General features: G+C 61.4%; 10 protein-coding genes. 2 read left to right on the plus strand and 8 right to left on the minus strand.

Annotation, left to right across the window (positions count from 1 at the left end; genetic code table 11):
* The first annotated feature begins 37 nt into the window (after nucleotides 1-37).
* On the plus strand, nucleotides 38-331 hold the full coding sequence (locus NQ018_RS07110; protein WP_257038816.1) for an RNA-binding S4 domain-containing protein: 294 nt from the start codon (nucleotides 38-40) through the stop codon (nucleotides 329-331).
* Complete coding sequence (locus NQ018_RS07115) at nucleotides 331-1185, plus strand: VOC family protein (RefSeq protein WP_257059980.1); 855 nt, start codon at nucleotides 331-333, stop codon at nucleotides 1183-1185. Before NQ018_RS07110 ends, NQ018_RS07115 begins: the two co-directional genes overlap by 1 nt.
* Here NQ018_RS07115 and NQ018_RS07120 read toward each other — a convergent pair.
* The 8 genes from NQ018_RS07120 to NQ018_RS07155 form a co-directional block, all read right to left on the minus strand.
* Complete coding sequence (locus tag NQ018_RS07120; RefSeq protein ID WP_373566912.1) at nucleotides 1182-2066, minus strand: alpha/beta hydrolase; 885 nt, start codon at nucleotides 2064-2066, stop codon at nucleotides 1182-1184. The two genes, NQ018_RS07115 and NQ018_RS07120, sit on opposite strands and share 4 nt — an antisense overlap.
* Nucleotides 2067-2129: 63 nt before the next feature.
* A complete protein-coding gene (locus tag NQ018_RS07125; RefSeq protein ID WP_257059985.1) occupies nucleotides 2130-4076 on the minus strand; it encodes a M13 family metallopeptidase in 1947 nt (648 codons plus the stop codon).
* A gap of 21 nt (nucleotides 4077-4097) precedes the next feature.
* On the minus strand, nucleotides 4098-4604 hold the full coding sequence (locus tag NQ018_RS07130) for a hypothetical protein (RefSeq protein ID WP_257059987.1): 507 nt from the start codon (nucleotides 4602-4604) through the stop codon (nucleotides 4098-4100).
* Between the two features lie 221 nt (nucleotides 4605-4825).
* A complete protein-coding gene (locus tag NQ018_RS07135) occupies nucleotides 4826-8221 on the minus strand; it encodes an arabinosyltransferase domain-containing protein (RefSeq protein WP_373566913.1) in 3396 nt (1131 codons plus the stop codon).
* 28 nt (nucleotides 8222-8249) lie between these two features.
* Nucleotides 8250-10235, minus strand: a complete 1986-nt coding sequence (locus tag NQ018_RS07140; protein WP_257059989.1) for a galactan 5-O-arabinofuranosyltransferase — start codon at nucleotides 10233-10235, stop codon at nucleotides 8250-8252.
* A 74-nt stretch (nucleotides 10236-10309) separates the two neighbouring features.
* Nucleotides 10310-11071 (minus strand): decaprenylphospho-beta-D-erythro-pentofuranosid-2-ulose 2-reductase, encoded by a 762-nt coding sequence (dprE2, locus tag NQ018_RS07145; RefSeq protein WP_257059990.1) that lies wholly within the window; start codon nucleotides 11069-11071, stop codon nucleotides 10310-10312.
* Between the two features lie 22 nt (nucleotides 11072-11093).
* A complete protein-coding gene (gene dprE1, locus NQ018_RS07150; protein ID WP_257059992.1) occupies nucleotides 11094-12560 on the minus strand; it encodes a decaprenylphosphoryl-beta-D-ribose oxidase in 1467 nt (488 codons plus the stop codon).
* Between the two features lie 1540 nt (nucleotides 12561-14100).
* Nucleotides 14101-14331 (minus strand): hypothetical protein, encoded by a 231-nt coding sequence (locus tag NQ018_RS07155; protein ID WP_257060049.1) that lies wholly within the window; start codon nucleotides 14329-14331, stop codon nucleotides 14101-14103.
* Nucleotides 14332-14344: the final 13 nt, after the last annotated feature.

Raw genomic sequence — 14344 nt, forward strand, 5'->3', positions numbered from 1 at the left:
GTGAGTGCCTGCGGTGCAAGCGGATAGACTGGCACGCATGCAACCCCAAGATGTCCACATAAGGGACCAAGAAATTAAGCTCGGCCAGTTCATCAAGTTGGCGAACCTCGTGGAAACCGGCGGCGCCGCGAAAGAGGCCATTGCCCAGGGCGAGGTTACGGTCAATGGAGAGGTGGACACCCGCCGCGGCAAGACCCTGCGCGGCGGCGAGGTGGTCTGCGTTGGCGGCGTGTGCGCCCGCGTGGTGGTGGGTGCTCATGAGGAGGACGACTTCTTTGACGAGGCCACCGCAAACGATGACTTTGATCCAGAAGTTTGGAGGAACATGTAATGCCCGCGTTCCAAGCACTGCCCGGCATGCCTTACTGGGTAGACCTGGCAAGCTCTGACCTGCGTAAATCAACGCACTTCTACGCCCAGGTGGCCGGCTGGGAGATCGAGGAACTCGGCTCCGGCTATCACATCGCCCGCATCCAGGGCCTGCCCGTGGCAGGTTTCGTGGCGCGTCCCGAGGAGCAACCCTACCCAGACACTTGGGCCACCTATTTCCTCACCGAGTCCATGGAAGCCACCATCACCGAGGCCGAACAGGCAGGTGGGCGCGTGCTGGCGCAGCCGATGGAGGCACGGCTGGGCAGGATGGCGTTGCTTGTCGACGCCGCCGGGGCGATCTTCGGGCTGATCGAACCCGCGGGGGAGGAAGCGTTCATCGCGGCAGGGGAACCCGGTACACCGGTATGGCACGAGCTGACCTGCACCACCGCAAACGGCTACCGTGAGGCCCGCGAGTTCTACCCGCAGGTGTTCGGTTGGATGACCTCCACCATGGATTCAGACACAGACTTTGAATACACCACCGCGTTGGCCGAGGGCGCCCCATTTGCGGGGATCTTTAACGCCGCGGGCCAATTCCCTCCGCAGGTGCCGAGCTTCTGGCAAACCTACATCGGTGTGGCCAACGTTGATGAGGCAGCACAAAAAGCAGTGGAGTTGGGTGGTGAGCTGATCCGCGAGCCGTGGGATTCCCCCTTTGGCCGTATGGTGCTGCTCGCCGACTCCACCGGCGCCACCGTGGTGTTCTGCGAGGTAGAGCCCCCAGTGGAGGAAGGCCGGGAGTCCGACCCCTTGGAGGGCATCGACCTCACCGACTTCACCGCCCCTCCTAAACCCAACGCCCCTTCCTAAGCGGAGGCCTGTGCGCGGAAAAACTCCGCCACATCCTCCACCCGCTGGCGCGCCACTGCCGGGGTGCTCACGCGGTGCTCTGAGCAGTATTCGCGCACTTTAACGTTCGCCCCTGCCTGCGCCCATTCGTAGGTGCCCGCGATGGCGTCATTGCTGGCAAGCTGCATCAGCGTTGGCGGGAAGGTGTCCGCGCCGGGAAAGTCCACGCCTTCGCGGAGCTCGGCGGGCAGCATGGAAAGATCCAGGTGGGGGAAGGTGAGCGCCTGGGCGTCAAACAGTTCGCTGCACAGCACCGCGAGCGCACCACCGGAGGAGTAGCCCCACGCAAACACTTTGCTCGCGCCCTGGGCACGTGCCCACTGCGCTGCCTGCTCCACCGCCCGCATCACCTCAGCAACGGTTGCGCCGGGCAGCAGCGGGTAGTCCAGGTCCACCATGGTGGTGCCGGAGAGGTTGGCCACCGCAGCCACCTCGGGGCGCCAGGCATTTTCCATGGCCACGCCGCCGCCTTTCCACCAACCACCTGGGTGCAAGGAAATGGCGTAGGTGCCGTTTGGGTTGCGCGGGTGGAACACCTGCGCGTTGATCCCATCAGCATTGGAGGTGGTCACACCCTCAATGAAGGCCACGCCGGGCATGGAATGGTCCAGCCCGGAGCCCAGCATGAGCATCGCGGCGTGCGTGAGCCGGTCAGGCATGCGGGCGTCAAAGGTGTCTGCGGGCAGCGGGTCGCTGGGTTCTGCAGACCACGGCGGGTTCTTTGCCGGTGCCTCGTAGGTGGCGTGGAAGTAGGAGGCCAGTTGCTCGAGCTGCTCAGGTTCGCTGAGCTCGCGGTCCTGGCCGCCTACTTGGAATTGTTCGCGCATGGTGTGTTCATCCATGCACACCATCCTAGAAGGCTCGCGGCAATCACGGCGCGCGGTCGATGCGCAGCGCGAACGACGCTACCAAATGGTAATGCGCTCGCTCGGCTCAATAAACATCTCGCTGTCCTCCGGCACCTCAAAGGCCTGGTAGAACTCAGCGATGTTCGCGGCAATCACATTGCAGCGGAACTCCGCAGGTGAGTGTGGATCCATTGCGAGGTACTGTGCGGCCAGTTCTGGGCGGATGGCCGTGCGCCATACCAAGGCCCAGGCAAAGAACAGCCGTTGCAGCCCACTCCACTCCTGCTGCGCAACCGCGGGGTCAGAGCCTTCGGCGGGGAAGGAGCCCATGGGGGAGGCGTCCAAGCTCAAGCCCTGATCCGCAAGGTAGTTGCGGTAGGCCACCACGGCGATGCCCAACCCGCCGAGGTCGCCGATGTTTTCCCCAAGGGTGAACTTGCCATTTACGCCCGGTGCGTTCTCCTGCTCGCGCAGGACTTGCGGCACGAGGCCCTCGAACTGTGCCACCAGCTTGTCAGTGAGCTCGCTGAAGGCGGCGCGGTCCTCGTCGGTCCACCAGGATTTGAGGTTGCCCTCGCCGTCGTACTGCGAGCCTTGGTCATCAAAGCCGTGGCCGATCTCGTGGCCAATCACGGCGCCGATTGCGCCAAAGTTTTGTGCGGCGTCGTTTTCCGGGCTGTAGAAGGGGCTGCGCAGGATGGCAGCGGGGAAGGTGATGTCATTGACCACGGGGTGGTAGAAGGCGTTCACGGTTTGTGGGGTGCACACCCACTCGTTGCGGTCCACAGGCTTGCCCACCTTGGCAAGCTCGCGGTCGTGGGCCGCGGTGGCGCCACGGCGCACGTTCTCCACCAGGTCCGCGCCGGAGGTGTCAAAGGTGAGTTCGCCGTAGTCGCGCCAGGTATCGGGGTAGCCGATCTTTGCCCGGAATTTGGAAAGCTTCTCCAGGGCGCGTTCGCGGGTGGCGGGGGTCATCCACTCGAGGTTGCTGATTCGCTCCTCGTAGGCGCGGGTGAGGTAACCTACCAGCTCCTCCATCTCCGCCTTGGAGGAGGCGGGGAAGTGGCGCGCCACGTACTCCTGGCCAATTTCCTCACCAACCAGGCGTTCTGCCAGCTCAACGCCGCGCTTCCAGCGGTCTTTCTGCTCGGTGGCGCCGGTGAGCTTGGTGCCGTAGAACGCAAAATCGGCCAGGCTGATCTCATGAGGGAGCAGGCCGGCTCGGGAGTGCAGCACCCGCCAGGTGCTCAGCAGGCGGAAGTCGCGCAGCTCCTTCTGGTCAAGCAGCTCGCCGAGGTGGGTGAAGAAGCTCGGCATCATCACCACCACTTTGTGCTCTGGGGCGCCCGCGGCTTGAAGGAGGTTGCGCACGTATTCGGGGAGTTCGGCAAACTCGGTGGGGTTGTAGGTGGCAACGGCATCCCGTGAGGCCACCACATCCCAGTGACCAGCCGCGATGGCTTTCTCCAGTTCCACGATCGCCTCCGCGGCCTCGGCGGGGCTCAGGCTCAGAAGCTGGGCCTCCGGGAGGTAGGCGAGCATCGTTGCTACATGCTCCTGGTAGGCGCGCAGCGTCTCCTCATGGGCTGGCTCGCGGTAGTAGGCCTCATCCGGTAGGCCCAGGCCTCCTTGGTAGAGGTACAGCAGGGCGTCTTCACCTGCGGAATCCTTTTCCACCCAGAAGCCCAGAAGCCCAGGCACGCCTACGCGATCCAATGCGCCGAGCGCCGCAACGTAGGCCTCCACCGAGTCCACGTCCAGCAGTGCAAGGTCCGCGTCTATAGCGGCGATGCCTTGTTGCTCAATGCCTTCGGTATCCATAAACGAGGCGTACAGCTTGCCTGCTCGCGTGCCACGCTCTTGCTCAAGGATCTCACGCACTGCCTGTTGAGCGTCGTCACGCAACTTGTGGAAGGCACCGTCCACGCCGCGGTCGGCGGGGATTTCGTGGGTGCTCAGCCAGGGGCCGTTGATGAACTGATTGAGGTTTTCGATGCGAGTCATGGCGCCATGCTACACGCAGGGTTAGGCGGCGCTGTAGTGACCTTGGGTGGTAAGGACCTCGCAGAGTACCTCGGTGGTGGCATCCGTAAGGAGCTCGCCTGAATTGACCACCGCCTGCTCAGCGTTCAGGGTGCGCGTAACCAGCAGGCTGCCTGGGCCGCCAATGGTCACGATGCCCCCGGTCTCCAGCGTCTGCACCATGGAGCGGCCGGTGACGGCGAGAGTGATGTCACCGCTGCCGGTGATGGAGTCGATCTGTGCGTTGTTCACAATCAGCGTGATTGGCTCGGTGGTGTCCACCACGATCGCACGCCCGTAGGCCACGTAGGTGCCGGGTTCGGTGATGTTTACGCTTTCCTGCGGCGAGAGCTCCACCGCCTCGGATTCTTGGTTGATATACGCCGCAACCGGATTGCTTTCCACCGTTGAGCTGCCAGTGCAGGACGCGCAGCCCAGGGAGGCCGCGCAAATCACCACAAGCGAGCGAGCCTTCCGCCCCCTGGTATCAGCGCCTATCGCAGTGGTCACCGCAGCCTCCAATCCTGAAATTCCGCCGAGTGCGTTCCGGCAAAGTACTCTTGATACTTTGGTGCACAAAGCTGGCAAATCCCTGAATTTCCCACGGGCGTCTGCTGCCAATTTGGCACTACTTCTCAGTTTCGCGCCCAGAATTACCGACGCCCCCACGCGCCGCACAACGCGGCCACAGCAGGGGCGGATCGGGTTTTCTCGTGAGCAGGGATGCTTGGTTATTTGGTGGTGATGTTCATGTGGCCTGGGTTCCACAAGCCGGAGCGGGTGATTTCCTCCAACTCGAGTTCGGCGGCCTCGGGGCGTTCGCCCACAGAATTGGCGCGCGGGACGAGCACCTCGATGGAGCCCCAGTCTCGCTTCCAGTCGTGGTTGGCGTAACTTGGCAGCTCAAAGAAATCATTGATCGCCTGCGCGGGACCCATCACGCCGCCGCCAGCCCAATCTTGGAATGGCGTGCCGGTGGCTTTCCCACCGGTGTCCGGGGAGATGCGGAACTCTGGGTTTTCGGCTACGCCGGCGTAGTGGCTGAAGGGCCGCTGGCACGGGAACTGGAGGGGTACCGCCCAGTCCAGAAGCACAGGGGCCTCGGAGCCAACAAACTCGTTGATGGTCTGCATCGTGGGTACGCGCGGTGGAGTGAAGGCCAACCACTGGTCTGGGTCAAGGGAAGTATCCGCCGCTTGGATGCGCACCACGTTGGCTTCCTCTGGCAGGTCGGCGATTGGCAGGCGCAGGTTCCGCCAGGTGGGCTGTGGGCCGGCGTCGCTCATCATCGCCTCACCAAGCACTTCCACTTCACCGGAGGCGCCAAGATTGCCGTACTCCAGCACGAGCTTTTGGCCAGGGCTGGTCACGCCATTGATGTCCACGTGCTCAATACGGCCGGCGGCGGAAAGGGTGATCAGTGGCTGGTCAGCGCGGCGTTCCGGAAGACGGTACCAGTCGGTAGTCACCTCGGAGGTGAACTGCTCGCCCGCGGTCCAAGAGCCAAGTACCGGCACTTCGCGGTAGTCCAGGCCAAAGGGCAGCGTCACGTTGGAACCATTGATGCCCTCGGAACTCCGCACCCCGCCGGAAGTGTCCGAGCTTGCGGTCTGGTCGGCGTCGGTAGTTTCCTCGGATTCTTCCTCATCATTGACTGCATCTGTCATGGCACTGTCCAGCGTGGAGGCCACAAAGTCCTGGGTAATCACGTTTGGTACCCGATTGGCTTCAAAGCCGCGGACGGTGTCTGCCTCTAGGGAGTCGCCGAGTGTTGAGTTCACCGGCGTGAGTAGGGACTCGTTGGTGTCTACCTCTACCAGGATGTCATTGGCCAAGCCACAGGTGTTGCCCGTGAAGGTGCGCAGGTTGCCCATACCCACTGAGTAGGCTGGGGCCTGGTCAGCAAAGGCCTTGGCAAAGGATGCCATGTAGAAGGTCACGGAAAGAATACACAGCACCGCGATCGGCGCGGAGGCCAGACCGGTGAGCCAGGACTTCCTGCTCCGTTTTGCTGCCTGTTCTACTACGGTTTCGGGGTTTTCACCGCGTTCCTCCGCTTGGGCCATCTGCACGTCCTGTTTGAAAGACTGCAGTGCGCCCAACGCCAGCACCACCAGGGAAATCAGCAGCATGACGCTGGAGGCCTCGATGGCGTTGATCTGGATTGTCTTATCAAACCACGGGATGCCGTAGCTGGAGACGTACCACCAGCCGTTTGTGCCGGAGAGTGCGAAGGCAAACAGGAACAGCGATCCGCCGATGAGCAGCGTGCGGGCCCGCGGTGAGCGCAGCGCGATGTGAGAAAGCGCCACCGCGGCCAGCGCCGCAAGAGCTCCGGCGATGCCTGCCCACACACCGAAGTGGTGCGTCCACTTGGTTGGGGTAAACATCATGAAGAACAGTGTGCCCAGCATCATCAGCAGCAAGCGCAGCGCGGGGCCCTTGTTGGAGCCCGGCACCTTGCCGTTGCGCAGCATCGACGCCACCACCAGCGCAATGCACGCAAAGGCAAAGATCACGGCGAATCGGCGAGAAAACGAGCCATCCACCGTCTGCTGCATGAGCACCTCATAGCGCACCGGTTCGTTGTACCAGCTCAGTGATGGGCCCTTGGCGTCACGCACCGCGATGGATTCCAACACGGTGCGTAGAGTCTGATCACCAAACACCGCCACGAACACCGAGGTACCCGCCGCTAGGAAGGGTGCCACCATGGCTGTCACGCTGTAGAGGGTTGCGCCGAGGCCGGGCGAGCGTTCTTCGGAGGAGGCCTTGTGGGTGTTGAGCAGAGGCAGGCGATGATAGATGATGCGGATAATGCCGGAAAGGCTGGCGAGCAGCGCGGCAACAGCCATCAGGCCCGTTGGGCCGCAGGCCAGGGTGAACGCCGCGATGATCGTGCCCACCGCAGCGGGAAGCAGGCGGGAGGTGGCGATTGCGCGCTCGAAAGACACCCACGCCAGCAGCGCACCGGCCGCGATAATAGGCTCTGGGCGCAGTCCGTTGTTGTACGCCATCCAGAACGCAAGGAACAAAAACGCCGCGCTCCAGTGAGCCACCTGGCGGCCGTCGATCTTCTCGCCCAGGCGCGGCAACACCTCGCGAGAAAGCACGAACCAGATCAGCAAACCGGAAAGCAGGGCCGGCAGGCGCATCCAGGTTGAGGCGGAGGAAACTTCCGTCATCCAGCCCAAAAGGTTGTAGTACGGTGCGCCGAAGGGGGATTCCGGCACCCCAAACCAGCGGTAATAGTTGGCCATGTAGGTGGACTCTTGGGCCGCCTTGGCCATGGTGAGTATGAATCCATCATCACTGGTATTGGCACCGAAGATGTGCCAGAAGCCCAGCACGAACGCCACCACGCCATCAAGTGGGCGCGGACGCCAGGAACCCAGCGGGCGGAAGCTGTGGTGCGGGTTGCGATCGAGTGCGTCCATGCGTGCGAGCAGGATCAACGAGGCCAGCATGGACAACGTGCCCAGAATCATGGAGGCGTATTTCAGCGCCGAAGGGCTGGAGGTAAACCGCGATTCAATCTCCGCGCGCAGCGCGAGCCCTGGCACCGACTGCTCAAGTTCGGAATACACGCCGGTGAGCTGAGGGCGGGCGTCGCCAAGCTCCTGCGCTGACTCCGAGCCCAAGCTCGCTGTGGTTTCCTGCTCAGTGGAGCGCACCTCGAGCACCGCATCGCGAGGCAGCGCAGCGAGTTCCTCCGCGCTGAACTCCAGCAGGAGGTTTTCGCGCACGAGGACGTCGATGCCGCCGTCGAAGGAACGCACAAATAACCCGCGATTGAGCGCATTTGGGCCGGTGGGTGGCAGTGTACCCACGATCATCGTTTGGCCCTCGCGCAAGTTATCCACCGCGGAGATGGGCACCGAAACCTCAATGTTGCGCGGGGAGTAGCTCACCAGCGGGGCGTTCACAGAAACTACAGAGTTTGAGCCTTGTCCCTGCGGCCAATTCAGCCAGGACTGCGTTTGAATCACCGGCATAAAGGGCGTTGCCAGGAAGAGGACAAACCCCAAAAGGCCGGTGATGGTTGCCCACAGCTTGAGCCTTCCGACGTTCCCACGGCGGTCAGGCACAGCGGCTGCAGGGATGCTTGGGGCAGGTTGGGTTGACACGCCGCTTGATTTTACTGCCTTTGCCCGCTTATCCACGGGTCACCACCACAAACGGCCCAATTTGCGTTGCGTTCCACACACTGCCTTGGCCAAGGAACACCTCGGGGTTGAAACGCACCCCATGGAAGCGCACGTTTGGGTTGTTGGGGTAGATGTCCTCTGCGATGTCATAGTTCCAGCCGTCCGTGGCTTCCTCCTGGGCCGCTTCCAGTTGGGCCGCTTCCAGATCCGCGCGGAACACAAAGGCATCCGGCATCCGCCAGCCGTGTTCAGCTTGCGTTGCCTCCATTGCAGCCAGGAAAGCGGCAGGGGTATCCAGATCCTCCCAACTGCGCTGCGCCCACTGCTCAATCGCCTGGTTGCGCAGTTCAAACTCACCTAGCGGATTGGCGTAGTGCGAGGTAAAGGCCTGGAAACCGCGGTAGGGGTTGAAGGAGAGGAAGTTCTTCTCATCGGTCATCACCACGGTATTGCCCGGATCTCCACCAATTTCCGCGGCCACCTGCGCGTAATACTGTGCAGCATCTGGTGGGTAACGGTCTGCTCGCTCCCCGTAGCCGTCTGTGTCCGTGTATGCCAGGTCAATACTGTGCTCGAGCTTGTTGGGCACCTGCTGGAGCAAGTGCATCAAGCCAAAGCCCAGCACTGCCGCCATGCACACGGTGACGGCCTTGGAGGCCTTAGTGCTCAGCCCCTGCGGGATCAGGCGGTGGTAGCCGTACTTGCGCAGCTCCGCCACCGCCAGCACACCCAGGGTGAGCAGAAGTTGGGTGATCACGCCGTTGAGGCGGAAACCCAACAGTGTGGTGCCAAACAGTGTGGCCAGCATAGATCCGATCACCCACAGGTAGCTCACCGCCAGGGCCAGGCCAAGAGCGAGGACCTCCGGCACACGGATTCGCACCAACACATACAGCAGGCCGGCCATGCACAAAAGGCCCACAAAGCTAGCGCTGAACATCGGCATTGGGATTTGCGTGCCCACCAGCGGCAGGTAGTGTTGCGCGGTGGCGTTGGAGGCGTGCGCCCCCGAGAGCCTGGTGAGCAGGTACGGTGCCCAAACGATGGCGGCGATCGCCATGGAGGAAAGGCCAATGATGGCCAGGCGCAGGATCGGGCGGATAAAGTCCCGTGTGAGCAGGGCAACCGCGAAGGCGATCACCACAACGCTCAGCGCAGCAATTGCCGTGTAGAGAGTGTAGAAGGTGGCGGAAACACCAAGGTAGAAAGCCACGGCGGCCGCGGCGAAGTTCCCGCCGCGCAGCGCGTGGGAGCTCATCACCGCCGCCGCCGGGATCCCTAGGGCGATGATCGCCGCGTAGGGCTCTTCACCGCTTGTCACCAGCACAGCGGCGGTGCTGACCAGTGCGATCGCGGTGGCAACTGGCAGGGAGCCCACCAGGCGTTGCCACACCGGCACCAGCACCGAGCCGGCTACCGCGAGGGTAATCAGGCTCCACGGCTGGAAAGCCTCCCACCCAGGCACACCCAGCAGGTTGGCCAAGCGGCCACCGAGCCAGAACCAGCCGGCAGGGTAGTAGGCGGGGAGGTCGGCATAGTTCATGTCACTGAGCTGCCAAGAATCGGCCAGTCTGGTGAGGTACTGCGTGCGGAACCCCTGGTCCACCGTCACGCCCTCGAGGTAGAGTCTGGTTGCAGAAAGCGGAATGCCGATGAGCGCCACCACCAGCGCGGCAGGTGAAAAATAGCTCACCAACACCGTGAGCCAGCGCCGCCACTGGGGCCGCTCACGCTGCAGCTTCTCATCCTGGAGCCACCACACCAGCAGCACAATCACGGCCACCATCAGCAACCCGGACACAGCCGTAGCCAGCGCGCGCGTGACCATGGAAGGCCCGAACGCAGGGAGGGAAGTCTGCTTCAATGCAAACCAGCCAGCCAAGGTGAACACAGCAGCGCCAAGGGCAGCAAAAACGACGCCCCCAAGGGTGAGGCGCCTGTCCATGCGGTCAGGGGCGTAACTACGGTCCAGCAAGGTGACGGGTGTGCTCATGGGGAACAGTTTTCCACACAGGCCCCAAAAATCACATTAGCCCCACTGGTGTGTGGGGCTAAGAGCGTGCTGCGTTAGAACGGCAGCTTGCGGAAGATTGCCTGTGGGATGAACTTGAACGCCAGGCTCACATATTCAAACAGTGGGTGGACAAAGATCGCGCCTCGCTTGTCCAGTACCGCCTGGACGGTGGCTTTGGCCACGTCCTCCCGGTTCACAGTCAGTGGGGCCTCGCTCATGCCCTCAGTCATCTTGGTGCGCACCTGGCCTGGGCGTACCACCAGCACGTTTACGCCGTGCTCGCGCAGAGCCTCGCCGAGGTTCAGGTAGAACGCATCCATGCCGGCCTTTGCTGCGCCGTAGACAAAGTTGGAGCGACGCACCCGCTGGCCTGCCACGGAGGAAAGCGCCACGATGCTGCCGTGACCCTGCTCCTTAAACTTCTGGCCCAGGAGCACACCCACGGACACAGGCGCGGTGAAGTTGGTCTCCGCGCTGGCCACTGCGGCCTGCTGGTCCTGCCACAACTGCTCCTGATCCCCCAGGGAGCCGAAGGCCACGATGGCAACGTCTACGTCGCCATCAGCAAAGGCCTTATCGACAGCCTCCTGGTGGGAGGCAAAGTTGGTGGCGTCGAAAGGCACAACCTTGACCTCTGACGCACCGGCGGCGGTGATTTCTTCCCGGGCTGCCTCGATGCGCGGGGAATCCTCGCGCGCTGCCAGCGTGACCTTTGCGGGGCCCTTCTTGAGGAACTCGCTGACGATGGCCAGGCCGATCTCCGAGGTGCCGCCCAACAGCACGATGTTCTGGGCTTGTCCAACTGCATTCAACATCAGTACGGAGTCCTTTCTTGGGTTAGTGCAGCTCGAGGCGGCGAGACATATCAGAGGCAAACACACCGGTTGGGTCAATCTCATTGCGAGTCTTGAGCCAACCCTCCATACCTGGGTACATCTTGTGGAAGTTCTCCGCCGAAGTACGAGATTCCTTGGCCAGGTACAGGCGGCCACCGAACTCCATCACGCGCCGATCCAGGTCATCCAAGAAGGCGCCCAAGCCCGGCTTGATTGGGAAGTCCACGCACACATTCCAGCCTTCCATCGGGTAGGAAAGGGGCGCGCGGTTGCCCTTGCCAAACAACTTGAACACGTTGAGTGCGGAGTAGTGGCCGGAGCGCTGGATATCGCGCACGATCTCCTTGAATGGCTCCACTGCCTCACGCGGAACCACGAACTGGTACTGCAGGAAGCCCTTGGAGCCATAGCCGCGGTTCCACTCACCAATAAGGTCCAGTGGCTGGTAGAACTGCGTGAGATTTTGCACCTTATTCTTATAGGTGCCGGACTTCAGCCACCACAGCTCACCAATGGCAATCATGGAGAGCTTGTTCATGGTGAAGGAAGGGAAAATGTCTGGCACGGTAACCAACTGCGGGGCGTTGAACTTCAGCGGGTCCTTAGCCAGCTTCGGTGCGAGCTCCTCCAACTGGGCCAACGTGGCCAGGGAACCGCGCGAAATTGCGGCGCGGCCGAGTTTCGGCTCGGGCGAAATGGCGTCAAACCATGCAGAAGAATAGGTGAAGTTGTGCTCGGAGCCGTCTGAGTGGAACTCCACCGTCTCGTCGAGGTTGGCGGTGAGGTCGCCGTCGGCAATGAAGTAGGCGGTTTCCGTGCGGGTCATCTTGATGCGTGCGCGCAGGATGATGCCGGTCAGGCCCATGCCGCCGACGGTTGCCCAGAACAGGTCACCGCTTGGGTCATCCTCGGAGCCCTCTGGCTCGAGGTGGAGCACGCGGCCGTCGGCAACGAGCAGTTCCATGGAGACCACATGGTCACCGAAGGAACCAGCGGAGTGGTGGTTCTTGCCGTGAATATCAGGGCCAATGGCGCCGCCGATGGTCACCTGGCGGGTACCGGGTAGCACTGGGACCCACAGGCCGTATGGCAGAGCTGCCTTCATGAGCTGGTCCAAGGTCACGCCGCCGTCTACATCCACGATTGCGGTTGCCTGATCGATCGAGTGGATCTGGTTCAACGCCTGCATGTCGATCACCAGGCCGCCGGCGTTCTGGGCGGGGTCGCCGTAGGAGCGGCCCATGCCGCGGGCAATCACGCCGCGGCGCAGGTGCGCGGGCTTGGAATCATTCTGTTCCGCCACCTGGCGGACGGCGTTGATGATCACCTCAACGTCAGGGGTGGAAAGGACCTCTGCGGTAGTGGGGGCGGTGCGGCCCCAACCGGTGAGCTTCTTTGCTTCTGTGTGGAGGGCCCCGGAGGCACCGTTCGAAGCTGCGGTGCTGGACGTGCCCTTATCGCTCGTCATCGTGTAACCACGCTACCCGTGTTTTATGTGTTTCGGCTGTCCGATTAGGTGGTTTTTCTCACGTCAAACCTGTGGACTTGTTGGTTTGGCTGCATTTTTCCTGTGGGTCTGAGCACTCCGGCGTGTTGAAAGGGGCCGTTGGGGTGAGTGAGGTGTATGTGCATTGCTGGGGCTAGAGTAAATTACAGGTGTGTGTTTAGGCTGTTGGGGGGAGAGTTGCTTAAAGAGTCTCATGTGATGGTTGAGACTTTGGGGGAGGGACTTCAGGGTTTACGGCTTGACTTTTTGACAAATAGTGATATGTGCCATGAAATTTTGCGTGTAGTGAAACGTTTGCCCGGTTTCCAGCGATAGAGCTGTTTGGGCGTAAAGAACATGGTCACGTGGCTATGGGTTTACATTGGGGGCTCATTGGGCAGCGGGACGGCTGTGAATCTGGCGGGATTTTGATTGACTTTTAGGCGCAGATAAGTGAGGTTCAGTAGGCGGTGCTGGAGGTCAATTTACCCCCGAAATAGGGCAATGTTCGGGAGGCTTGAAGCGGCAGTTACAGGATTGTAATTTGCTGAAGCAATTCTCAGAATCTCAATTGCGAAAATGCCTTCTATAAGGGCTTTTGCTGATGAGCTGAGTGGTATTGAAACCTTAAAAGGGGCAGGGATCGGCGGGGTGCACTGTGGTGGAGGCCCATGAAGTGATTGCGTAAGGGGTTGCGAGGGAAATGAATTACTGGGAAAGTAGTCCATGCAAACGGGGCGCGACCGCGTCCCTTAACCTAATCGCGAAAGGGACATTCACATGTTCGCACTGCTCGACGCACTCCTCGTTGACATCTACGCTGCCCTCAAGGGCCTGTTCCTCGGCACCAAGGCTGTTGGCTCCTCCTTCGTTGAGGGCCTCTGGAACGCTGGCAAGTAAGTCTTAAGAGACTTTCTGCAAAAGCCCCGCTTCGGCGGGGCTTTTTTGTGTGCTTATTGAGGGTTTGGGGTGGGGGCTTTTGCGTGCCTGCGCTGCCTGCGTGTTGGTCGATAGGACGCGTTGGTCGATAGGTAAAAGTCGATAGGACCCCATTTCCACTCAAATCCGCCGCCCTATCGACCAACGCGGCGCCCTATCGACTTTTAGCTATCTACCAACGCAAAAACCCCACCGCCATCACGCCCACCGCCAACCTCCAAACCACCCCCGCCCCGAAGTTTTTCCCCAAAAACCTTGAGGATGAGCAGCAACCTTGCTTGTATGGAAGTAAGCGCTTCACAAAGCGCAACTGTTGTTGATTTCCCTATTCCCAAAAGGAGTGTTTCTATGTTTGCACTGGTTGACCTGCTGTTCGAGACCGTTCTCTACATCGTAGACTCCATCCTCTGGACCGGTTCCGCGATCCTCTTCTCTGCATAATCGCAGTGAAGTAGTTGCAACGAACGCAACAAGCACAACAAAGCCGGCGCCCCACCTGAGCGAACAGTGGGCGCCGGCTTTCCTATGTGCCTATGCGCTCGCAAGCGCAAATATGCACAAACCGTGAAATACCGCCCGGAGGTTAAAGGTCCATCATGTCCCGGATTTCCTGCGGCAATTCTTCTTGGGTGGTGATCTGCGGCCCGCTGTAGTTGTCCAGGATTTCGTAGACGCGAACGCGGTCGGCGCTGTCGAGTAGTGGCAGCTCCTGGGCAATCATGAGCGTCATTTCGTTGCTCAGTGGGGTGTTGGTGATTTCCGCCGCCATGTGCGGGGCGGGTTCGGCGGCGCGCTTTTTGAACATTCCAAACATGCCCTCAGCATAA

It is taken from the genome of Corynebacterium kozikiae (genome assembly GCF_024580965.1).
GTDB lineage: Bacteria > Actinomycetota > Actinomycetes > Mycobacteriales > Mycobacteriaceae > Corynebacterium > Corynebacterium kozikiae.